Source organism: Actinomyces sp. (genome assembly GCF_030530635.1).
In the GTDB taxonomy this organism is placed as follows: Bacteria; Actinomycetota; Actinomycetes; order Actinomycetales; family Actinomycetaceae; genus Actinomyces.
Genome location: NZ_JAUMUL010000027.1, coordinates 18,140 through 43,093, shown reverse-complemented (window position 1 = coordinate 43,093; position 24,954 = coordinate 18,140). Strand labels below are relative to the sequence as shown.

General features: G+C 67.3%; 9 protein-coding genes. 5 read left to right on the top strand and 4 right to left on the bottom strand.

Translation table 11 applies throughout. The features are described from left to right. Window positions 1-508 precede the first annotated feature (508 nt). Together Q4A20_RS07985 and Q4A20_RS07980 are read left to right on the top strand one after the other, a co-directional pair. On the top strand, window positions 509-3,742 hold the full coding sequence (locus tag Q4A20_RS07985) for a helicase-related protein (RefSeq protein ID WP_303122162.1): 3,234 nt from the start codon (window positions 509-511) through the stop codon (window positions 3,740-3,742). Continuing rightward, window positions 3,742-8,556 (top strand): class I SAM-dependent DNA methyltransferase, encoded by a 4,815-nt coding sequence (locus Q4A20_RS07980; protein ID WP_303122159.1) that lies wholly within the window; start codon window positions 3,742-3,744, stop codon window positions 8,554-8,556. The genes Q4A20_RS07985 and Q4A20_RS07980 overlap by 1 nt, the downstream gene beginning before the upstream one ends. Window positions 8,557-9,792: 1,236 nt before the next feature. Here the strand turns inward: Q4A20_RS07980 and Q4A20_RS07975 are convergent. From Q4A20_RS07975 to Q4A20_RS07965, 3 genes are all read right to left on the bottom strand, one after another. After that, window positions 9,793-12,399 (bottom strand): AAA family ATPase, encoded by a 2,607-nt coding sequence (locus Q4A20_RS07975; RefSeq protein ID WP_303122156.1) that lies wholly within the window; start codon window positions 12,397-12,399, stop codon window positions 9,793-9,795. Between the two features lie 745 nt (window positions 12,400-13,144). Beyond that, window positions 13,145-13,408, bottom strand: coding sequence for a type II toxin-antitoxin system RelE/ParE family toxin (locus Q4A20_RS07970; RefSeq protein WP_303122153.1), 264 nt, complete (start codon window positions 13,406-13,408; stop codon window positions 13,145-13,147). Next, complete coding sequence (locus tag Q4A20_RS07965) at window positions 13,405-13,665, bottom strand: type II toxin-antitoxin system Phd/YefM family antitoxin (protein ID WP_174721926.1); 261 nt, start codon at window positions 13,663-13,665, stop codon at window positions 13,405-13,407. Before Q4A20_RS07965 ends, Q4A20_RS07970 begins: the two co-directional genes overlap by 4 nt. Window positions 13,666-13,932: 267 nt before the next feature. On the opposite strand from Q4A20_RS07965, the gene Q4A20_RS07960 reads away from it, so the two are divergent. The 3 genes from Q4A20_RS07960 (at window position 13,933) to Q4A20_RS07950 (ending at window position 24,145) form a co-directional block, all read left to right on the top strand. After that, on the top strand, window positions 13,933-20,475 hold the full coding sequence (locus Q4A20_RS07960) for a DEAD/DEAH box helicase (protein WP_303122149.1): 6,543 nt from the start codon (window positions 13,933-13,935) through the stop codon (window positions 20,473-20,475). Between the two features lies 1 nt (window position 20,476). Beyond that, complete coding sequence (locus tag Q4A20_RS07955) at window positions 20,477-22,978, top strand: UvrD-helicase domain-containing protein (protein ID WP_303122147.1); 2,502 nt, start codon at window positions 20,477-20,479, stop codon at window positions 22,976-22,978. 231 nt (window positions 22,979-23,209) lie between these two features. After that, the gene (locus tag Q4A20_RS07950; RefSeq protein ID WP_303122144.1) at window positions 23,210-24,145 is read left to right on the top strand and encodes an Abi family protein; all 936 of its coding nucleotides are present in this window, start codon (window positions 23,210-23,212) and stop codon (window positions 24,143-24,145) included. Window positions 24,146-24,237: 92 nt separating this feature from the next. Here the strand turns inward: Q4A20_RS07950 and Q4A20_RS07945 are convergent, their stop codons facing one another. Beyond that, a complete protein-coding gene (locus Q4A20_RS07945; RefSeq protein ID WP_303122141.1) occupies window positions 24,238-24,732 on the bottom strand; it encodes a helix-turn-helix domain-containing protein in 495 nt (164 codons plus the stop codon). Between the last annotated feature and the right edge of the window lie 222 nt (window positions 24,733-24,954).

Sequence of the window (24,954 nt, the reverse complement as noted above, 5' to 3'; positions counted from 1 at the left end):
CAACAAACACCTAACCGGCGTAGTAAACCCCAAACCGGCGTAGTAGACGACGTCAACATTAACCACGCGAGCGAACCAACTCCCGGCTCCATCCACACCCTCCCAAGCCGGATAACAAACCGTTACTCTGAGGGAGCCTTCTCCGGCACCCTCTCCCGGATCACGCATCGTCCTGATGGCCGGGGAAGAAGGAGGTCAGGGAGGAGGTGAGGGGGTGTGCCAAGTCGAAAGACGGACGTCGCAAGGTTCGTCAAGACCAGGAAACGGCCCGGAAGACGAGCGAGTTCATTAACGCTATCGCTCATCTGATCCGGGCCGTTAGTGTCCTGATGGATTCCCTCCGCGGCTGGTTCTAGGACCGACCGCGTCGGGGAGTCATCCGGGCCCAACCGGGTGGCTCCCCACTATTGTGCCCGCCGTACGGCCCGGCGGGCAAGGGCGAGTCACACCTCGAACACAGTTGTCCGTCCTGGCCTCCTGGCCGACGGCGCTTCTTAGGATCATCCCCGTGACCACGGCCACCCCCTCCGACCCAGCCGCAGCGAGCGCAGCCCCCGCTCCCGCGCCTTCCGCGGCAACCGCCTCCCCCACTCCCGCCCCGCCCGCCTCTACTCCCCCGCCGTCGCTCGACGTCGCCCCGGGCTCGGTGGTGCGGGTGCGCGACGAGGACTGGCTGGTCACCCAGGTCTCCACGAACTCCGACGGCACCCTGGTCACGGTGCAGGGGCTGTCGGAGCTGGTGCAGGACGTCACCGCCCAGTTCTCCGCCGGGATCGACCGCATCGAGCCCGTGGACCCGCGCCGCACCCGAGTGGTGGCGGACACCTCCACCCGGCATCGGCTCTCGCGCCTGTGGCTGGAGGCGACGCTGCGCAAGACTGCGCTGCCGGCCGGCTCCACGGAGCTGTCGGTGGTGGGCGACATGCTGGCCGACCCGCTCCCCTACCAGCTCACGGCCGTCCGGCAGGCGCTGGACCCGGCCAACCTGCGCCCGCGCATTCTGCTGGCGGACACGGTGGGCCTGGGCAAGACCCTGGAGATCGGCATGATCCTGGCAGAGCTGGTGCGCCGCGGCCGTGGGGACCGGATTCTGATCGTCACGCCCCGTCACGTGCTGGAGCAGATGCAGCATGAGATGTGGTCGCGCTTCGCCCTGCCCTTCGTGCGCCTGGACTCGGTGGGCATTCAGCGGGTGCGGCGCACCATCCCGGCCACCCGCAACCCGTTCTCCGTCTACCACCGGGCGATCATCTCCATCGACACCCTCAAGTCCGACCGCTACCTCAACCACCTGCGCAAGCAGCGCTGGGATGCGGTGGTCATCGACGAGTCGCACAACGTCACTAACAAGGGCACGCTCAACAACCGTCTGGCGGACATCCTGGCCCGCCAGACGGACGCCCTGATCCTGGCCTCCGCCACGCCTCACAACGGGGACCCGAAGTCCTTCGCGGAGCTGATTCGCCTGCTGGAGCCGACGGCGGTCCACGCGGACGGCTCGCTGGATCAAGAGGCGGTGCGTCGGCTGGTGATCCGCCGCCACCGTCACTCCGAGGAGGTGCGCGACGTAGTGGGCGACTGCTGGAAGGAGCGGCTGACTCCGGTGAACCGGCTGGTGGCGCCCTCTCCGGCGGAGGATGCTGTGGCCGGGGAGTTGTCCCGCTCTTGGCTGCACCGGCCCGACGGCGCCTCCGCCCCGGGCTCTGCCGGCCCGGGCACCGCGAGCAATGGCGGCAGCGCCCTGTTCTCCTGGACACTGGCGAAGGCCTTCTTGTCCTCCCCGGCGGCGCTGATTCAGACGATCGACGAGCGCATGGCGCGGCGTCGCGCCCGAGCCGGAAGTGAGGAGGCGCTGGCCTCCGAGCAGTCCCGGGCTCTGGCCCGCCTGCGGCAGCTGGCCGAGGCGGCCAATAACACCGAGTCCGGCAAGTACCAGGCGCTGCTGAAGGAACTGCGCCGCATCGGCGTCGGCCCCCGTTCGACGGCGCGGGCGGTGGTATTCGCCGAGCGTGTGGCCACCCTGAACTGGCTGGCCGAGAATCTCCGGCGCGACCTGCACCTGCGCGACGGCGCGGTGCGGGTGATGCACGGCGGCCTGTCGGATGTGGAGCAGCAGGAGATCGTTGAGGAGTTCCGGCAGGCGCATACGCCGCTGCGCGTGCTGGTGACCGGCGACGTCGCCTCGGAGGGCGTGAACCTGCACGCCCAGTGCCATGAGCTGATCCACTATGACATCCCCTGGTCGCTGATCCGGATCGAGCAGCGCAATGGCCGCATCGACCGCTATGGGCAGGAGACCAGCCCGCAGATCACCACCCTGCTGCTGGACCCCTCCGACGCCCGCTTCTCCGGTGATGTGCGCGTGCTGACCCGCCTGATGGAGAAGGAGGATCAGGCGCACCGAGCGCTGGGCGACGCCGCCTCCCTGATGGGCCTGTACTCCGGGGAGAAGGAGGAGCAGGCGATCCGTGAGGCGTTGCAGCAGGGCGCAGACATTGACGCGGTGGTGCCGGATGTGGATGCGGCCCTGGAGCTGGATCCGATGGCGGCCCTGTTCGCCTCCCTGACGGGCACCGCCCAGGCCGGCTCCGACGACGACGCCGCCCCGGACAGCTCCGACGACGGCGCCCCGGCCGCTGCCGCACCAGCCGCTGCCGATGCCGCCCCGAACGACGCCGCCCCGGCCGCCCGGCGCTCGCCGTCGGCCCGCGCCACGGCCCCGCTGCCGTCCTCCACCCTGTACGACTCCCAGCTGGATTACCTGCGCCAGGCCCTGACCGAGCTGTATGAGCGCCCGGAGGAGGCCGAGCACGGGCAGACCGGCGGCGGTGGCGTCTCCTGGCGGGAGCATGAGGACCATGTGGTGGAGCTGGTGCCGCCCGCAGGCCTGCGCGCCCGCCTGGCGGTGCTGCCGCAGTCGTACCTGAAAGACCGGCACGTGCAGGAGCACCTACTGCTGGCCACCAGCCAGCGCAAGGGCAGAGCGCTGCTGACACAGGCGCTGCGGGACTCCTCGGACTCCTCCTGGCCGGAAGCCCACTACCTGGGGCCGCTGCACCCGGTGCTGGAGTGGGCGGGCGACCGGGTGCTGGCCCGGCTGGGCCGCTCCTCCGTGTTCGCGGTGCACGGGGCGGTGGAATCACCCACGGTGCTGCTGCTGGGCACGCTCACGAATCTGGCGGGCCGCACGATCTCCCTGGTGAGCGTCTCGGTCGCCTTCCCGTTCCTGGACTTGGCCGCCGCCCGCGCGCAGCTGCAGGCGGGCCGGGACCCGGAGGCGGTGCCGATCGGGCGGGTGCACGCCTCCCCGGCGGAGATGTTCAAGGCGGTCGGTGTGGAGCGGGAACTGACCAATGCCGGCGGCGCCCCGGATACGGCACTGTTGGAGGCGCTGCTGGCCCCGGCGGTGGATGCGGCCGAGAAACAGATGACGTTGACGGTGCAGGCGGCCCGGGAGCAGGCGCGCACCCGGGTGGAGGCCTGGGCGCGGCGGGCGGATTCCTGGGACGACGACGCGGGCCGGCTCATCCAGAACCGGCAGCTGCGTTCCCAGCGGCAGACGGTGGCGGCGGAGCATACGCTGATGGAGCAGCAGCTTCCGGCGCACACGCTGGTGCGGCCGCTGCTGGTGGTGGTGCCCCATGGTTTCGACAGCGGCGCGAGTACCGGCCTCGGCGGTGGCGCGGGGACTGGCCTCGGCAGTGGTTTTAGTGGTGGTTTCGGGAAGGAAGGGGACCGCTGATGGCGGCGTCGGATGCGCTCGTGGTGGGCGAGGACTGGATCAGTGAGCACTACTTCACCACCGACGCCACGAAGGAGTCCTTCCTGGCTCGCGTGGTGGAGCGCCGCAAGGAGTGGGAGGAGCTGGAGAAGCCCTCCGACGGCGCCGCCCCGGTGTCCACGCCGCGCAGTCGTTTCCGTTCGGCGCGCCCGCACCTGGAGGAGTTGTTGGCGGCCCTGCCCGACGACGACGCCACACCCACCGCCGCCGCCCTACGGGCCGCCGGGGAGCTGGATGCGGCGCTGCGGGAGATTCTGGGTTTCACCTCCGCCGAGTTCCGGCTGGTTGAGCGCGGCCCGGTGACGCTGGTGCGGCCGGTCGGTGATGAGGGCCCGGCGCCCTTGGCGCTGCTGCGGGCCCGCCCAGCGGCCACGGTGGAGGACCTGCTGGACAAGGATGCGGCCACGCTCGCCGAGCCGTGGGAGCCGGTGGATTTGGAGGACCCGGATGCCCCCGCCCTGGAGGGCGCCGAGCCGGTGGTTTCGGTGGCGCGGGCGCTGTCCACGCTGATGACCGATGAGCACGGCCCGGCCTTCGCCCTGGTGCTGGCGGGTCGTTGGGCGCTGGTGGCGGAGAAGGAGCGGTGGCCGGAGGGCCGCTGGCTGGCGGTGAATGTGCAGCTGGTGGTGGAGCGCAATGACGCCAAGCGGGGCGGTGAGGTGGAGCGGGCACTGACCTGCCTGGACGCCCGCTCCCTGCTGCCGACTCCGGAGGGTGAGACCTGGTGGTCGGGCACGCTCGCGGATTCGACGGCTCACACGGTGGGGGTGTCGAGGGATCTGCGTGAGGGGGTGCGCTCCTCCATTGAGATCATCGCCAATGAGGTGGTGCTGCGTCGTGTCGCCCGGGGTATGCCGCCGCTGGGCCAGGAGCAGGCGCAGCCGCTGGCTTTGCAGTCGCTTAGGTACATCTACCGGATCATCTTCCTGCTGTATGCGGAGGCGAGCCCGGAGTTGGGCGTGCTGCCGGTGGGGGCGGCCGAGTACGACGCCGGCTATGGCCTGGAGCGGCTGCGGGAACTCACGCTGCGGGAGCTGCATGAGGAGACGGCGCAGGCGGGCACGCACATCTACCAGTCCCTGGGGCTGCTGTTCCGCCTGGTGGATTCGGGTTTGAACACGGGGGTTACGCCGGAGCAGGAGGAGGCCTTCGACGGCCTGGTGTTCCAGCCGATGCGGGCGGACCTGTTCCGCCCGGAGGCGACGGCGCTGATTGACGAGGTGGGGCTGGGTAATGCGGCCCTGCTGCGGGTGCTGCGGCACCTGCTGCTGACTAAGGAGAACGGCCGGACGGGCCGGGGCTTCATCTCCTATGTGGAGTTGGGCATCAACCAGTTGGGCGCCGTCTATGAGGGGCTGATGAGTTACACGGGTTCCTTCGCCACTCAGCGCCTGTGGGAGGTGGCGCCGGGCGGGGACGCCTCCAAGGGCTCGTGGGTGGTGCCCGAGGATGTCATGGAGGGCCTGGATGAGAAGGACTTCGTGACGGTGGAGGATGAGGTGACGGGTGAGCGCCGCAACGTCACCTATGAGCCGGGCGAGTTCGTGTTCCGACTCTCGGGCCGGGATCGGCAGCGGTCGGCGTCCTTCTACACCCCGGAGGTGCTGACGCGTTTCACGGTGCAGCAGGCCCTGGAGGAGTTGCTGGATCAGGATGGCCGCACGACGACGGCGGAGGAGGTGCTGCACCTGACGGTGTGTGAGCCGGCGCTGGGGTCGGGCGCCTTCGCGATTGAGGCGGTGCGCCAATTGGCCGAGCAGTACCTGTCCCGCCGGGAGCGGGAGCTGGGGCGGCGCGTGGACCCGGAGGAGCGTCCGCGCGAGTTGGCCAGGGTGAAGGCCTACCTGGCGCTGCATCAGGTCTACGGCGTGGACTTGAACGCCACGGCGGTGGAGTTGGCGGAGATCTCCCTGTGGCTGGACACGGTGGTGGAGGGCCTGGCGGCGCCGTGGTTCGGCCTGCGGCTGCGGCGCGGCAATTCACTGGTTGGGGCCAGGCGGGCCCTGTATCCGGTCAGTGCCCTGGGTAGCAAGCGGAAGTGGTTGAGCACCACGCCGGTGGCCGAGCCGCTGCGGCAGGTGGCCGAGGCCATTGATGGTGCGGCGGGTGCCGACGGCGTCGGCCCGGATGGCCCGTCGAGCCCGGTCGGCCCGGGAGGCCTGCCCGCAGGCCGGGGTGAGCCTGCCGCGTCCGCCTCCGGGCACCGCCTGGGGCAGGCCCTGGACGTGACCGGCCGGGTGCATCACTTCCTGCTGCCCGCCAGCGGCTGGGGCTCGGCCACGCAGGTGCCCAAGCAGGTGCGCGACCTGGTGGACGCCGGGCGCTTGAAGGCTCTGAAGGAGTGGCGCAAGGACATCACCAAGGCGCCGAAGGACAGGCCGAATAAGCAGGTCAAGCGGCTGACGGCGCTGGCACGACGCGTGGAGGTGCTGTGGGAGCTGACGCTGCGGCGCCTGCGAGTGGCGGAGGCGGAGGCCTCCCGCCGCATCGACCTGTGGGGCCGCGAGCCCCAGGCGGGCGCGGGTTCAACGGTGACGCGGGAACAGATCGAGGCCTACCTGGCCGACCCGGATTCGGCCTACCGGCGTCTGCGGCTGGTGATGGATGCGTGGTGCGCACTGTGGTACTGGCCGCTGACCACCGACGTTAAGCCGCCGAGCCTGGAGGAGTGGTTGGAGACGCTGGAGCACACGCTCGGCTACGCGGGTGACGCCGCCCCCGCCAACGCGGTGCCACTGGCCGAGGCCACCACCTGGGAGGGCCTGGAGGAGACGGAGGCCTGGGACCTTCAGTTCGCCGGTGCGCGGAAAGTGGAGGCGGTGCTTGAACAGCAGCCGTGGCTGCGCGTGGCCAAGCAGGTCGCGGACGAGCAGGGCTTCTTCCACTGGGAGCTGGAATTCGCCACCGTGTTCGCGCGCGGCGGCTTCGACCTGCAGGTGGGGAACCCGCCGTGGGTGCGGCCCACCGCCGACGTGAACGCGCTCCTAGCGGAGGGCGACCCGTGGTGGTCGCTGACGAAGAAGCCCTCTGAAGCGGCCAAGCAGGCTCGCCGCCCGAGCGCTCTGGCGCGCCCGGGCATGCGCAACCTGGTAATCGACGGCACCGCCGAGCAGATCGTGCAGTCCGAGTTGCTAAGCGACTCGACCGTGTACCCGCTGTTGAGCGGCCAACCTGATCTGTATCGCGCCTTCATGTGCCAGGTGTGGGAGCACCAGAAGCCGAGCGGCACCTCGGGCCTCATCCACATGGAGACTCACTTCACGGATGCCAAGACCCCGAACCTCCGCACAGCCGCATATCGGCATCTGCGACGCCACTGGCAGTTCATCAATGAGCTCCAGCTATTCGACATCGATCACCACAATGCCTATGGCGTCCACGTTTACGGCGAGGAGCACGCGCCCAACTTTCTCAATGCTGCCTCGCTCTACCACCCTGACACGGTTACCCGTTCTCTCAAGCATGATGGCTCGGGTGAGGAACCCGGTTTCAAAGACCCGCACACAGGCACCTGGGATCTGCGCCCGCATGCCTCCCGCATCCAGCAGGTCGACAACTCCACGCTTCGGAACTGGCAAGCTGCGACCCAGGCAGACGACTGGCGATCCACTCCCATGGTCTCTACGGTCAACTCGGCGGCCGCTCGCACCCTGGAGGCGCTGTCCCATAACCAGCGCATAGGGTCGCTCGGTCTTGACTTCTCCTCCGGCTGGCACGAGACAGCGGACTTCAAGAAGGGCCGCTTCGTCAAGGAGTGGGGCCCAGCCTCCTGGGAGGACGCCATCCTGCAGGGCCCGCACTTGCATGTCTCAACGCCGCTGTACAAGCAGCCGAACGAGACCATGAAACACAACCAGGACTGGACCTCGACCGACTTCGAGGCCCTGCCTGCGGATGCGCAGCCGGTCACCCAGTACAAGCCCGCCGGCGACCGCGCCACCTACGATCGCCTCTACACACACTGGGGCACCACCTCCGCCCGCGACCACTACCGCATCGCCTGGCGTACCCAGGTCCCTCTGACCGGCGAACGTACCTTGGCTCCTGCGCTAATCCCGCCTTTATCCGCGCACGTGGATGGCCTGTTCTCCGCAAGCCTGCCCGCGGCCCACGCAAGTGAACTCATGCACGTGTCCGGAACGCTCAGTTCGATCCTCGCGGACTTTTATGCGCGTTCGCGTGGGTTCTCCCATATCCGCGGCGGCGCAGTCAGCTCACTCCCTATGCCTCCCCTCAACTCCCCCCTTTCATCACAGGTCGTTCTCCGCGCCCTCCGCCTCAACTGTCTGACCGAGGCCTATACAGACTTGTGGGCCGCGTGCTGGGACGAGGCGTTCCTTGAGGACGGGCCGATTCTGGAACGCTACGACGAACGCCCGCTCGGGCCGGTCTGGACGCCCGACGTCCCCCTCCGTCGCGCGGAGGACAGGCGCAACGCGCAGGCGGAGGTAGACGTGATGGTGGCGATGATGCTTGGGGTCCCGATCGAGGACCTGTGCACGATCTACCGCACCCAGTTCGCGGTGCTCTACGACTATGACCATGGCCGAGGCACGGGCGCCTACGTTTATGACGCCAATGGGCGTCAGGTGCCCACGCCGGTGCGTCAGGCCTGGGACAGGCGCAAGCGCCCCGAGTCGGACGCCGACATGCCGCTGGACGAGCGCACCCACACCCACCCCGGCTCCGGCGTAACCTACGTCTACGAGCTCCCCTTCCGCACCCGCGACCGCGAATCCGACTTCCGCCGCATCCACAATGCACTCATGAACTAATCCCAATTCCAATTGATACGCACTAGTCAGCGCGTCAATTCTACGATTGACGCTGATACACCATTCTTCCGCGCTTCACCCGACATGTCGTTACTTTCTCTGTATATTGCGGCCTACGAGTGCAGTGGACGCAACCCGAAGCCGCCAACGCGGTTAAAGCTGCGGACAATGCAGACGGTTAGCCTCACAATCCCAAAGAGGCCTACCGCACAGTTGTCCAGGAACCCACTTGGCGATAAATGCAGGTACGCGAGAACCGCCAGGACGATCGATATAATTAGCTTAATTGTACTGCGCCTCCACCCCTTTTTGACCGACTAGCTTCTCCAGCACATCTGGACTACCTTTCAATAGGCAAATTCTCCGGCTTAGGAATGCAGTCCAGCGAACGATGCAGAGGCTTGACGATTGAGGTTTTCAACACCCGGGACAGTTACTCGTACAGCGTCTCGCTGCTGCAGAAGCAAGCCGCCTTGCACGATCACCTATGACATCCCGGCTTGCCGCAGCGCAACTCCTGCGCCGCAAACAATCTATTCGACACAACGAGGGTTGTTCATAGGGGTGCGCGGTATTGGCGACACGCACGCGGTGGGTGAGTGCTAGGACGCTCTGTGCGTGCGACGATCCACTGAGCCATTCTCACCGGAGGTGAGGATGCGGGGGTTGGGGATCGTTGGGGTGGTGCGGGAAGGTGGGGGTGTCGTGGGTGGGCGCACGCGGAACCTTCCGGAATCATGTTTGTTGCTCAAAACCAAACCTGGAAAGCAGGCTCCGCACGGCTCTTCCACGCGCCCCCTCGACGTCCCCGTGGCTACTACCCGCACCGCGTACCGTTGGACAGCCGCCCCCGCCGCCAGAGCCCATGCCCTGGTGGCCCTGTATCCGGCTGAGGCCGGTGGCATGATGACTTTGGCGGGCAAGGGCTACGTAGGCGCCGGAATCGGCATCAGTACGCCCATCAAAGGCCCCAAGCCCGACCCCAGCGTACGCTCTTACAGCCAGGTCCAGGCACACCTGCGAGTCCCCGCCGATAGAGCCAACGCCCTTCTCAAGGGCTTCAAGGCACTCAAACGAGTCACCCTTGACTCAACCACCATCACCAAAAATCACCGCCACCGCCCTAGTCATACTCAATTTCAACCACGTCCTCACCTGATGAGAAAGGCTCACTAGGCGAGACCACGACCACTCTCGCGCGAAATCGGCGTTTCTGAGACATGCACGATTTCAGTACTACTTGCCGTCATTCAACCTCTTAAGTGCTTGCAGTTCTTCCCAGCGCTGCACCAATCCTTCTAGCGTTGGCGCCACGCTCAGGGTAACGAGCGGTTGCGAGTGAGCGTCAATGTACCGGCAGGCCTCCTCGAATATCTCCATGACCTTCGGGATGATTTCGTTCAACTTAGACGTGTCAATACGCGCCAAGCGTGTCATCGCGACGTTCGGCTGGTATCGTTGTGTCACTCCGCGAAGAAGTTCCATCTCAACGAATACCTCACACCAAGAACGAAGCCAATCATATCCCTCACGAACCGATTGATCACGCCTATCACCCTGACTATTACTAGCATTCTGGATCGCGCCGTTAATCTTTCCCTTGATGAAACCAAGAGTGTCCCATCGTGGACCGGTTGCGCGAGTCACTTTTCCTTTCTTGCCATCATCGTCCGTAACATGAAAGTAAGTGCACCTCTTCGACTTCTCAAACATGCTCAGCAATGTGGCCACAAACAGAATATCATGTGAAAAAACGATAACTTGAGTGCCGCTTGTAAGTTGCGCAATGCGTTGCGCAACTTCCTTAACGCGTCGGTGATCAAGGCTAGAAACCGGGTCGTCGAAGACGATCGGTGCCGCGATTCTAGACATTCTCGCTTCTGCCAAGAAGTCCGCCAGCGCCAACACCTTCTGCTCCCCTTCAGACAGCACCCGCGAAGGCCTGTGTTTACCACTCACAATTTTCCGGCGTAGAGCCTTTCCTTTGCTTCCAGTGAACTTCAGCTTAATCTCTGGGGCACGCAACGCTTCGCACTCCTCGCGAAACAGCTGATCGAAGCTCTGGTTGGTCAGTTGTTCACTGGCCTTCTTGGTGAGCTCTGTCACCGCCCTACGCAATTGGGGAAGACGCCGTTGTTCCGCATACAGACGGTCGATTCCCTTCGCGTTCTCGACCTGCAACTTGACGAGCTCCCAAGACCTCCCAAGCTCCACAGCATCCCTATATTCGACATACTCGACTTGTTTTTCCGAGAGGGCCTGTTCACGATTATGCTGTCGCTTCTCCAGATTTGAAAGCTCCGAGTCAATTGTGCGCAGTGCCTTGGCGGCTTCCGCCCTAGGGTCGCGCAACAGTTTCCGAAGACCGGTGTCAGCCTTACGCCCGGAATCCACCGCTTCAGCAAGTGAACTCCTCTTGCTTTCGATCATTCCTACCACAGCAAGGTATTGCGGTCGACCACCGCTGTCGTTGCCATCATTCAAGAACGTCGCGACTTCATTGTTTTGAACAGTACGAACCTGGTTCCTCAACTCCTCTAGCGCCTCTTTAACAGATCGAATATCTGTTGAGATCTTGTCTTTTAGATACTTCGAGTATTTCGAAAGCAAGTCGCGAGCCTCGCTCTGCAGAGGCTGACGGCAGTAGAGACAGCGTTCCGGTTCGTGAACCTCGAGTTCGACTAAGTGCTGCCGATATGCCTCACCAGACTGAACAAACTGGCTCCAGGTACCATCTGGCTCCGCGGGGAGATCAGCAGCTGCAAAGAGCTCATCTCGGAATGCAGCATATTCTGACTCGAGTTGATTAAGCCTGGCGAGGCTCGCGTTGTACTCATTTGCATCAAACGAAACAAGCATGTCGGCAGCGGCAATAGCCTGGGTTAGAGCGCCCTTTTCGATCTTGAGCGTAGTAATCTTAGTGTCAATGACATTTGCGCGTAGCTCGCTGACTTCGCGGTCGAGTCTCTCAAGGTTGGCATCGGTGTCGGCGCCCGTGGCAGCCCGAGCTTTGAGATTCTCGAGGTCAGTGTTCGGCCCCAGCGTCTCGATCAACGGGTATATCGTCGAGTTCTTATGGAACCTTGTAAGGAGACTGGTGTTGTCTATACTTTCTGCGTGGATGGCGTCGTTGATGCGGCGTTCGACCGCCTGTATTGCTGCGGTAACGTGTTCGAAGAGCGCCAATGATGCGGGCGTGTAAACGTAGTCAAGATCCGAATCGATATGGGTCGTTACTGAGGGACTGTCGAAGACCGACATACGTGTGAATGGCCACACGCCGTATTCGCCTCTCCAGATCAATTCTCTGACTTCGTCGCCGAGTTTATATTCCAACTTCGCGGACTGCTCTTCCAAAGATTCAGTTTCGACGTTCCCAAGAATCTTTTCCTCGGCCGTCCGGCTATTCGCTAATGCCTTGAAGATACGTGAGTATCCTGTCTTACCTGTGCCATTTTCGCCGTACAAGATAGTAAGTCCTTCGTGCGGTTCAATAACCGCACCGGGAGCAAGAGCGTTGACGCCATGCACTTCTGAAATGCGCGTCAAATATAAGGATGGCAACGACTCGTCTCGTTGATCTGTGACGTTGATTTTGTCTACAGCAGGAAGTAGCCGCACATCAAGTCCGTTTTCTTGACGAAATAGCTGGTATGCATTGTCGATAGTTGCCCCCTCAACTGGGCGTCCACGAGCGATAACTTCGGCTACCAGTGAACGCAACCATTCTTGGTTGTCATTCGCCCATTCTGCTAGTAACGCGCGGGGATCGCCGCAGCCAGCGGGCGCCGATTCGTCACTTATTCTTGACTCTGCAACTCTTATGGTCGCTTCGCTAGCCATGGCATGTCCTTAGTGTCCGGAGCGTCGTTGCCGATTTTGATCGGCAACCAGGATTCATTATGAGTATACCCAGTTTCCTGAGACTTTCTCACCAAGGTTGGGGAGTACTGGTCCGAGGATCGTTGTAGTGGTGCGGTTAGGTAGGTCTGTAGCGGGTAGGAACACGCGGTGCCGCCCGGCAGCGCATGTTTCGTCAACGATGGCCGAGGCAGGGAAGGGGCTCCCCGTGAGCGTCCTCATCGTCGCACCGCCCTACCGCCCGAGCCGTCGCCCGCTGGATCGTCTCACGCCGGTGTCACAACATCCGTCGTCGGCAACGGGATGTTATCAAATGGACCCTGCATGTCGTGCCGCTGGGCCGCGGAAACCGGCTTCTCGCGTTTGAGGTGTAGCCGTTTGCGGTGTGGGCGTCGGTTCCTGGTCCCCGCGACCGCGCGGTCTACTACGCCGGTCGACCGTTGGGTACGCCTCTTCAGCGTCTACTACGCCAGTTAGACCTCTGCTGAAGGGTCCAGAGCCCTTCAACAAACACCGAACCGGCGTAGCAGAGCCCCAACCGGCGTAGTAGACGATCCCGGCGCCCAGCCCAAACGCGCCGTCGACCTCACCTAGCGGCCCAACCACGCTTGCGGGCCACGCGGCCCTGCACACACCGTTCACCAACGGACACGCCGACACCCACCACAGTCCCAGACCCGGAGAGCTGGCACTGCGAGCCCAAGTTCTTCATACGGGCCCTCCCCTGCTACCTGCGCCGGTACACCTCGCGGCGGTGCCCGACGGCGAGGACCAGCACCAGCAGCACACCATCGTGGACCTCGTAGACGATGCGGTAGTCACCGGTGCGTACGCGCCACTCGCCCCGCCCTCCGACCAGCTTCTTCGCGCCAGAGGGGCGGGGCTCTTGCGCCAGCAGCTCAACCACCGCCTGAACCCGGAGCCGGGCTCGGCCGTCCAGCTTGCGCAGCTGGCGCGCGGCGGCGGGGCTGAACTCGATCCGGTACGTCATGCCAGCCCGAGGTCCGCCTTGACCTCATCCCAGGGAATGGTGCCGTGCTCGGCGACCTCCGCACGAGCCGCTTCGGCCGCCTTGATGTCTTCGAGGTCCTCCGCCGCCTCGGTCAGGCGCTCAAGGTCCTCCGCATCGATGACCGCCGCAACGCGACGGCCCCGGCGAGTAAGGAAGACGGGTGCATGGTGCACGCGGGCGTCATCAATGACGTCGGCGAGCCTGCTGCGCGCGGCGGAGACACTGATCTCGGTCATGATGCCCAGTATGCGCAATAACGCTCAAAATGTACATCTTGCTCGTCAACGCTGGTCCCCGCCCCTGCCAGCTCCCTCGAGCCGCCCCACCCCTGCGGTACCCTCGCCCCTGTGAGCCGCATCTCCCGCCGGGCCCGTCGTCCGCGTCCTAACATCCCGCCCGGCGCGCGCCGCCTCACCCCCACCGCCAAGCTCACCCTCACCCCCACCGCCGGGCTCAGTCCCCTTCGTCCCCTCCCCCGCCCTTACGGCCCGCGAGGCTGACCCATGTCTCTCCTGCTGCCCAGCCTCCAGGCCGAACGCATCCGCCGCTCCATCGTCGACTACCTCTCTACCAACTTCGCACTCACGGACGCGGAGCCGCGGCGGGCCCTCGCCGACTTCCTCCAGGACCCCGAGCAGGGCATCTTCGTGGGCCCCTACGTGCGGCTGCGCCTGCCCTACCTGCCCGCGAGCGCCCGCTCCGACGCCCTCGACTGGGACCCCGGCCTCGCCCCCTACCGGCACCAGGAAGACGCCTACCGCCGCCTGACCACCAAGGGCGGCCACCGCCCCGAGCCGACCATCGTCACCACCGGCACCGGCTCCGGCAAGACCGAGGCCTTCCTCCACCCCGTCCTCGACCACGTGCTGCGCGCCCGCGCCCAGGGCATCACCGGTATCAAGGCCCTCATCCTCTACCCGATGAACGCCCTGGCCGCCGATCAGGCCGCCCGCCTCGCCCGCCTGCTCGCCTCCGACCCGGCCCTGGCAGGCGTCACCGCCGGCCTCTACACCGGTGACACCGCCCAGGACCACAGCCGCGTCACCGCCGACTCCCTCATCACCGACCGCCAGCAGTTGCGCAAGTCCCCGCCGGACATTCTGCTGACCAACTACAAGATGCTCGACCAGCTCCTGCTGCGCCCCGAGGACCGCGAACTGTGGCGGGCCTCCGCCGCCTCCCTCACCTACCTGGTGCTGGACGAGTTCCACACCTACGACGGCGCCCAGGGCACCGACGTGGCCATGCTGCTGCGGCGCCTCGGCCTGGCCCTGCGCGACCTCCTGCCCGACGACGACCCGCGCCGCCAGGCCTTCGACACCTCCCCGCTCGGGCCCGTCTGCCCCGTGGCCACCTCCGCCACCCTCGGCGACGGCGGCGACCCCTCCCGCATGCTCGCCTTCGCCCGCGACGTGTTCGGGGTGGACATGCCCGCCGACGCCGTCGTCCTGGAGACCCGCGCCGACCTGGAGCAGTGGGCCGCCTCCCGCCGCGCCGCTGTTCCCGCCGGTGCGCTCGGCGACCCGATCCACCTGCGCAACCTCACCGCGCCTGCCCTCCAGGCCCTCGCCGGCCTCGCCCATGCCGGCTCCCCCGACCCCGCCGGCCTGCTCGCCCACGTCGTCGCCGCCCTGTATCGGCGTCCCGACGCCGTCGGCACCCCCGACGACGCCGCCCTGGCGGCCCCCGGCTCACCCCTGATCGCCGCTGCCGATCCGGCTGACCCGACCGATCCAACCGAGGCGCTGCCCGACGCTCCGGTCCTCGCGGCCGCCGTGCACTCCCACCCGGACGTGGTGGAACTGATCCGCGCCGCCGAGCACGCCACCGCCCTGAGCGACCTCGCCTACCGTCTGTTCGGCCCCGCCCCCGATCCGGAGACCACCCGCCTGGCCCTGGCCACCATCCTCGCGGCGCTGTCCACCATCCGCGCCGGCCTGGACGGCAACCCGGACCGCGGCGCCGTCGGCGTCGAAGTCACCATGTGGATTCGGGAGGTCACCCGCATCGACCGGGCCCTGGACACCCGCCCCGCCTTCAGGTGGTCCGACGACGCCCCCGCCCCCACCGAGGAGGACTACCGCCCGGATGCCCGCCCCGCCGTGTACTGCCGTTCCTGCGGCCGCTCCGGCTGGGGCATTGTCCTGGCCCCCACCGGGCAGGGCGAGAAGCACGACCAGTCCACCGTCCGCCGCGACCACCTGCTGGGGGACCCGCGCTTCCGCGCCCTCCTGCACGCCCCCGGTGAGGAGGCCGACTACCGCGCCCGGCTCGACGCCGGCGACCCCAGCCCCGAGGCCCGCCACCCCGGGCTGCGCTGGTACTCCGTGGACGGCCGCGAGCTACTCACCCGCCCGCCGCAGGAGGCCGACCTGGAAACCCGGGAGGGCCGCTTCCTGCCCGTACTCACCCTCACCGGGGACGAGCGCGCCGTCGCCGACGGCTCCATCCGCGACATGTGCCCCTCCTGCGGCGCCACCGACTCCATCCGCTTCCTCGGCTCCGCCGTCGCCACCCTCCTGTCCGTCTCCCTGACCACGCTGTTCGGCGACGACGCCCTCGACGACGCCGAGAAGCGTGCCCTGATCTTCACCGACTCCGTGCAGGACGCCGCCCACCGGGCCGGATTCGTGGACCAGCGCTCCCACACCATGAGCCTGCGCTCCGCCCTGCGCGGCGCACTCACCGCGGACATGCCGATCGACGCCTGGGCGGACGCCGCCCTCGACGCCGCCGGAGCCAGCGCCTTCGACCGCTACCGGCTGGTCCCTTCCGCCCTGGTCGAGCATGAGCGCTTCAAGCCCTACTGGGACCCGGAGGCCACCGCCCGCAGGCGGCGCACCGCCCAGGACTATGTGCGGCGTCGGCTTCTGTTCGACATCGCCCTGGAGGTCGGCCTCCAGTCCACCTACGGGCGCACCCTGGAGGCCACCGGCTCCGTCACCGTGCACGTGTCCGCCGGACGCGCCGGCGCCCTGACCCGTCTGGCCCGCGCGGCCCTCGGTGAGGGTGGCGAGCAGTCGGCCCTGCCCGGATTCGACGACGTCTCCGATAGGGACCTGCTCGCCTGGGTGCGTGGCACGCTGGAGCACATGCGTCGCGACGGCGCCATCGACCACGAATGGCTGACCCGCTACAAGCGCGACGACGGCAAGCGCCTGTGGATCTGGTACAAGCGCAACCGGCGCCAGGGGCAGCCCGCCTTCCCCGCCGGCCGCACCGCGCCCGCCTTCCCCCAGGTCGGCGGCAGCCTGGACACGCGCCGCTCCGCCTTCGTGCCGGTCGGCTCCCCACGCTCCTGGTACGCCACCTGGACCCGCAAATGCCTGCACGTCACCCCCACGCACGCCGCCCGGCTCGCCCGCGCCCTGCTGGCCGACCTGGCGAAGGCGGAGATCATTTCTGCCACCGCAACCGACACCGGCGGCACCGTCTACGGCATCCCCGCCCAGCGCGTCATCGTCTCCCCGCTGCACGACGCCACCGGGGAGGAGCTGCTCCTGGTGTGCGACACCTGCCGCAGCCAGCTGCCGGCGGCCGTCGCCACCGTGGACCAGCTCGACGGCGCACACTGCCTGACCGCCGACTGCCCCGGCACCCTTGCGGCCCGAGCGCACCAGGCGGAGAGCTTCTACCGGGACATGTACGCCGGGGCGCATGTGCGGCGCGTGGACGCCCACGAGCACACCTCCCTGCTGAACGCCGAGGAGCGCGCCGCCGTGGAGGCCGGCTTCAAACGCCCCGTGCAACGGCCCGGCGACCCCAACGTGCTGGTGGCCACCCCCACCCTGGAGATGGGTATCGACATCGGGGACCTGTCCACCGTCATACTCGGCTCCCTGCCGGACACGGTCGCCTCCTACGTGCAGCGGGTCGGGCGTGCGGGCAGGCGCAACGGCTCCGCCCTGGCGCTGGCGTACGTGCCCGGCAGGCGCGAGCAACTGCCCCTGCTCAAGGACCCCGCCAACCTGCTGGACGGCTCGGTCAGGCCGCCCTCCACCTACCTGGGGGCGGAGGAGATCCTGCGCCGCCAGTTCATCGCCTACGTGATCGACGTGCTCACCCGGGAGAATCACCCCGCTGTGCCCTCCGCCGGGCACAGCGGCGACGCCCGCGCCGCCCTGAGCGCCAACGACGACTCCTTCATCAACACCGTATGCGCCAGGATCACCCGCGACGGGGCGATTCTGGCGCGTACCTTCACCGCCACCTTCGCCGACCCCACCCCGGCACTGACCCGCTTGGAGACCTGGATCCGGCACGACGACGGCGCCGGGCCAAAGCAGATGCTGCAGCGGGCCGTGGCCGAGCACCGGACCGAGGCCGAGCAGCTGCGGCGCCAGTACAAGCAGGTCAATGACGCCCTGCGCGAGTTGCAGGCCGCCACGCAGCGTCCCAACCCCACCGAGGAGGACCAGCGGGCCCTGCGCGCCGCCAAAGGCACCCTAACCGCCATCGGAACCCGCCTGGGAGAACTGGAGCAGGAGCACTGGGTCTCCGCCCTGGAACGGCATGGGGTACTGCCCAACTACGCCCTGATCGATGACATGGTGCGCCTGTCTGCCCGGGTGTCCTGGCGCAATCCGGAGACCGACGAGTTCCACTCCGAGCCCTACGACATCGACCGGCCCTCCGTCCACGCCCTAAGCGAGTTCGCGCCCGGCGCCACCTTCTACACCCACGGCATGGAGATGGGCATTCAGGGCATTGACGGCTCCGAGCTGAGTGGGCAGGCGCAGTGGTGGCTGTGCTGCCAGGCCTGCGGTTACGTGGACGTCCGGCCCCCGCAGGAGGAGGCGCCCACCGCCCCCACGCAGTGCCCTCGCTGCCATGACACCACCATCGCCGACGTGGGGCGCGCCCGCCGCGTGCTGCGCCTGAACCGGGTCTTCGCCGACGTCTCCAAGGACGACGCCCGCATCGGGGACGGCAGCGAGGACCGCATCCGCACCGGTTTCGAGGTGCTGCCCCTGGCCGACTTCAACCCGGAGCGGGTCGAGCGGGAGTGGAGCGTAAGCGCCTCCGGCTTCGGGCTGGTCCGCTACCGCGGCCTGGCCCTGCGCTGGCTCAACACCGGGCGGGCCTTGGCGGGGCAGGCGGTGGACCAGGTCGCCTCCCTGCCGGTCTCCTCCCGTGACTTCCGCCTGTGCGAGGCCTGCGGCAAACTCGACACGGACACCGGCGCCTCCAGCCCCTCCGAGCACCGGCCCTGGTGCGAGCACCGCACCGACCCCAAAGAGCACGTGATCCAGGTGGACCTGATGCGGGAACTGACCACCGAGGCCATCGCCCTAGTGCTCCCCGTGGGGCTGGTCGGCTACCAGGAGGGCCTGGGCTCCCTGGCCTCCGCGATCCTGCTCGGCCTGGAACTGCTGACCGGCGGCGCCCCCGACCACCTGGAGATCACCGCCGTCCCCTACCCCGTGGCCGACGGCGAGGCCGGGGAGACCCGGCCCGCCCTGCTCCTGCACGACGCGGTTCCCGGCGGCACCGGCTACCTGACCGACTTCGACAGCCCCGAACGACTGTGGGAGCTGATCGTCACCACCGGCCGGCACCTGGAGGACTGCCCGTGCCGCGGTGAGGAAACCGCCATGTGCCACCGCTGCCTGCAGCCCCACGCGACATCCGCCGGGGTGACTCGCGTGGCCGCACTGCACGCGCTGCGGCAGCTGCTGGGCATGGATGAGGAGGAACTGTTCGCCGACCTCGACCCGCACGTGCCCACCTGGAAGGTCACCGATGAGGCCGTACACGCCGGCGTCGGCGAGAGCCCCCTGGAGGCCAGCTTCCGCACGGTGTTGGCGCGGCGCCTGAGCAAGACCATGAATGTGACCACCGTGCCCAGCCCCTCCGGCGCGCCCGCGCTCGACCTGGACGGCGGCAGGTGGGAGATCATCCCGCAGCTCAACGCCGGCGGCACCCGCCCCGACTTCACCTGCCGGCGTCCGAATCGCCGCTCCCCCATCGCCGTCTACACCGACGGCCGCGGCTACCACGCCAGCCTGTCCCACAACCGGCTCGCCGACGACGCCGCCAAGCGAGCCCGTCTGCGCGCACACGGCTACCGGGTCATCTCCCTGGGCTTTGAGGACCTGACGGGCACGTGGGAGCCCGCCTGGCTCGACGATCCCGCCGTCGCCCAGTTGCGCACCGGGAAGCATCGCCCCGCCCGCGCGGGCGCTGTCACCGAGCAGGCCCTGACCGCCTGGCGGGGCGGCCCCATGGAGCTGCTGGTGACCATGCTGCTGGACGACGCCGACGGCCAGGGCCCCACCGGCACGGCCCTCAGCGCCCTGGCCGACTCCATCTGGAGCCCGCTCATCCTCGGCGCCACCCGGCGCCTGCCCCTGGCCGGGAGCGCCGCCATGCGGTACGCGCCCGCCACCAGTCCGACCAACGACCCCCTGTGGGAGGCGCTGCGGGGGCTGCGCCCCGGCAGCAGGCTCCCCGAGCCGACCACCACCTCCGCCCAGACCTCCTGCTCGGTGTTCGTGGCCGATCACCTGTCCCTGGCAATACAGCTCACCGGCACCGCCACCACCGGCATGGCGCTCGTCCTCGACGACTCCGCCGACGCGCTGGCCTCCCCCGCGCACGCCGACTCCTGGCGCACCTGGCTGCGACTGAGCAATGTGCTCGCCCTGGCGCAGGCACCCGTCACCATCACCACCACCTCCTTGGCCCTGACCGAACTGCAGGAGCGGGCCGCCGCCGAGGCCGCCGTCAGCGGCAGCGGCGTCTCCGCCGAAGCCATGCATGAGCTCGGCTGGGACGCCGTCGACACCACGCTCATGCCCGAGGAGGTCCTGGCCCTGGTACCCCACCTGGCCCGGGCCGGCATTGCCCGCGACGGCGAGGGACAGGAGGCCGCCGACGGCGTCATGACCGAGCTGTCATGGAAGGCGCAGCGGGTCGCCGTCGTCTACCAGCCGCTCGAAGGCGACGTGGCAGTATTGCAGGCGGCCGGCTGGAGGGTCGTCGTCGCCAGGGATGACTCCGCAGCCACCGCCGCAGAGGTCTCCGCGCTCCTGAAGGGACACTGATATGCCCGCAATCGTCTGGCCCAGCAGCAAGGTCAAGGACGCGACCGCGAAAGATCCGTCCCTGCAGGCGAAGGTCGGCTCGTTCTTGAACAAGCTCGCCAGTGACGCCACCAGTTCCGGGCTGCATGTGGAGCCGATCCGGAACGCCCGAGACAAGCGCGTACGCACCGCCCGGGTGACCGGCTTCTACCGGGCGGTGCTGTTCGAGCTGAATGCGGACGCCGAGCCCGTATACGTATTCCACGGCATCTGGCCGCACGACGACGCGATCAAGATCGCCGAGTCCGTCACCGTCCGCATCAACCCCGCCAATGGCACCACCGAGGTGACCCGGATTCAGGACGCCATCGCACAGGGCGCCGACGCCGTCGAGCAGGCCCGGCGGGAGGCCCAGGCCAAGCTGGATGCAGCTCAGCGTGAGGCGGCCGAGATCGCGCGTGAGGCCGCCCGCCTCCAGGCCGCCAACGCGCAGGCGCGTCAGGAAGCCGCTTCCGCCGCGACGTCGGGATCGCCAGTGCAGCCGACCGCGGGGGCGGTGCAGGGCGGTCAGGAAACGGGGGCCGGGGCCGCCACCGGAACGGGGGGCACCACTGCGCTCGCCCCGGATGTCGCACCGAAGCCCCTGCCGGACGCCGTCGTCGTCGCCAGCCGAGATGCCGCCCCCACCTGGCCGGACGGCCTCAGCATCGAGGTGCTGCGTGACGAGCTCGGCATCGACGTCACACTCGCCGCCGCGGCGCTGGCCGCCACCCGCGAATCCCAGCTGCTGGACCTGGCCACCACCGCGGAGGTGCCCTGGCAGGGGGAGGCGATGCTCGCCCTGGCCACGGGCTCCACAATCGAGGACGTCCGCGACGACTTCCAGTTGCGCCGCCCGGAGCAGGTGGCCGCCGGCTCCTCCGACTCGGAGCTCATTAAGGGACTGCGCACGCGCGCCGCCCGCTCCTCCTTCACCTGGATCGAGAACGATGAGGACCTGCGCCGCGCCATCGACGGCCTCACCTTCGCCCAGTGGCAGGTGTTCCTCCACCCCCAGCAGCGGGCGCTGGTGGACAGTCGCCCGAACGGACCGATGCGTATCTCCGGCGGTGCCGGGACGGGCAAGACCGTCGTCGCCGTGCACCGTACCGTCGAGCTGGCCAGGCGTGACGCCGCAGCCGGGCAGGAGCCGCGCATCCTGCTGACCACCTACACGCGCAACCTGGCCGACGACCTGCGCCGGCAGGTGGCGGAACTCGATCCGTCACTCAACTTCACCGAACGGGTCGGGCAGCCCGGCCTGATGGTCAGTGGCCTGGACAAGGTGGCCCGGGCGATTCTTCAGCGGGCAGGGGACGCCATTGCCGACACCGCCGCGCAGGTGCTCGGCAGGCGGCGCACGAATGTGCTGACCGTGACCCGGAAGAACCTCTGGGACGACGCCCTGACCCTCACCGGTGATGACCTGCCGGAGAACCTGCGCTCCACGGACTTCCTGGAGTCGGAGTACGAACTGGTGGTGCTGCCGCACCGCGTGACCACGCTCCAGCAGTACCTGCGCATCCGGCGACCGGGCCGTGGTGTGGCGCTGGACCGGCACAAGCGGGCGTCCGTGTGGAACGTGATCGAGAAGTACCGGGACCGCAGTGCCGAACTCGGCGTCGCCTCCTTCGCAGAGATGCTGGCGCTGGCCGCCGCCTGGCTGGATACGCAGGCGGCGCACGGAGTGCCGCGGCCGTACCGGCATGTGCTGGTGGATGAGGCCCAGGACCTCACGCCCGCGCACCTGCAACTGCTGCGCGCACTGGTAGAGCCCGGGCCCGACGACCTGTTCCTGGCGGAGGACTCCCACCAGCGGATCTACGGTAAGAAGATCACGCTGAGCCACTACGGCATTCAGGTGCGGGGGCGTTCGCGGCGACTGACGCGCAACTACCGCACCACCCGGCAGAACCTCAACCTGGCCTTCGAGATCCTGGAGCGCGGCACCTTCGAGGACCTGGAGGGCCAGGCGGAACAGCACCACTACGTGTCTCCACGCTCCGGTCCCGAGCCGCTGCTGCTGCACGCCAAGGACCACGCCGCCGAACTCGACGACGCCGCGGAGCTGCTGAACCTGTGGCTTGAGGAGGACCATGCCGCGGGGGCGGGCGCCCCCGAGTCCATCGCCATCCTGGTGCGCGACCGCTACCAGCGGGACAACGTGGTCACCGGCCTGGCACACCGGGGCGTGGAGGTGCGCCCGGTGGGACGGGAGGCGGTCGGCCGGGGCCGGCCGGTGGTCATGACCATGCACCGCGCCAAGGGGCTTGAGTTCCGCAAGGTACTGCTCTTCGACGTGTCCGTGGAGGCGATCCCCCGGTCCCTGCGGGAGCAGGAGTACTCCGAGGCCGATCACGACGACGCCCTGCTGCGCGAGCGCTCGCTGCTGTACGTGGCCGCCACGCGCGCCCGCGACCAACTGGCCATCTCCTGGTCCGGCCAGGCCAGCCCCCTGCTGGAAGGCGTGCGCGGGGCGGCGTGAGCGAATCCTGGTTCCGGGTGGTTCGCGCCGCCAGCGGGAACCACCTGCTCGGCGACCGTGCGCCAGGCGAGACCGTGGGCGTGAAGGTACACAACTCACACCCGCAAACGCGTGCGCCGCCGGCACGTTGGTGCCTACACTAGAGTCAATCGCCCCCCAGCCAGGCCTATGACTCGTCGCAGCCACGCCCAAATGGCTGGGGCCTTTTCTACTCTGGACGGAGCAGGTTCAATGTCGAAGACCTGGCTCAGCTTAGAAGACCAGGTGGCACGGCTTCGCCGCCGCGGCCTCATCATTGATGACGACGACGCTTGCCTCAGGTTCTTATCGCAAGTTAGCTACTACCGCTTCTCCGGCTACTTCCGCTACTGGCAGAGGTCTCCCGATTGCGACGATAACCGATTCATAGAAGGCGCCAGCTTCTCCACAATCCGCGAGGTCTACGACACCGAGCAGACTATAGCCGCGCTCACCTTCGAGGCTCTGCAAAGACTTGAGATACTGCTACGAACAACATTCGCACATCACTACGCCCAGCACGCTTCACCACAGGGCGCCCTGACTCACGGCAAGGGACTCACCCAATCCCACAGGCCAAACGAGGAGCCGATCGAAGAGCACGTACTTCGCGATCTTGACCGAAGTAAGGAAGCCTACGTATCTCACTACCGCGACGAATCGAAGAAGGGCCCGCAAGGCGAGTACCTGGCGGACGCATACGACCACATGCCCGCGTGGGCAATATCCGAAACACTATCATTCGGAACGCTCTCGCGATGCATTCAGGCATGCAGCGGAACACCGATTCTTGGCAGTATCGCCTCTTCCCTAGGAGTTGCGCGAGCCCCACTCGCAAGCCAAATACGCTCTCTAGTATACCTGCGCAACCGCATCGCGCACCACGCGCGCATCTGGAATCACTCAGTTCTCGACGCGCCACCGCTTCCCATGAACATTAAGCGGAGGGCCAAGCAAAACTACGGCAATTTCGAGCCGCGCTCGATATTCACCATTCTCGTAATACTGGATAAACTTCTCACCGCATCCGGAATCTCCGCCACATGGCTGAGCGGAGACATCTGGCCCCACCTTGAAAACAACCCACTTACCGCCAGAGGACTCCTGGCACCAAGCAAGTACGGGCAGATGGACTTGACTGTCACCTAGCACGCACGTTCAACATCCGAAACACCCCGAGTACACCATGTCAGGACACTTCAGTCCCGGTGAGAGGACGCCCTCCGGGCGTCACGGCAGCTTCATCCTTTGCGCGCGCGACGCAGAGCAGCCGTGTAGTCAGCGGCGGTGTCCTCGTACAGGCCGAGGTCGACGGCCTCACGAGTCATGGCATCCAGAGTGCCGCTGCGTTCCTGAGCGGACTGCTGCTGGTACGCGACGATGTCTGCGAGCCGGACCCGGCGGTGCCTACCCGCCGCGGGACGCTCGTAAGGGATCCGGCCGGACTCCAGAAGCTTGACCAAGGTGGGGCGACTGATACCGAGGAAGTCCGCAGCCTCCTGGGTCGTCAGTACCTGATCCACCGGCGCCACCGTGATCGCCCTGCCCTGCGACATGGCGCGCACGACGTCCATAAGCACTCGATGTACCTCCGCAGGGAGACCCACGGTCTGGCCGTCCGGCCCGACGAGCGCAGCCGGCTCCGCAACCTGCCCCAGAAAGCGGGACAGATCCAGCATCGCCTCATGGTCCTCGGGCGGCAGGGTCGTTTGCATCTGCGCAGCTGTGGCAGCCATGCAGCAATCATGGCAGCAGTTCGAAAAAAACGAAATAACTAGCGCGTCCCTCTGGTCAGTGGCCTGAATACCAGGCGCCAACGTTTCCATCGCCGTCGATCGCCCAGCCAGGCCTCTGGTCCCTCAGAGCCACGCCGACGAATGCGCCCTCCCGGCGGCTCGGCACGAGCGCAACGGCGATCCCGGTCTAGTTCATGTCAGAGGCGAGGCCTACTGTGGCCG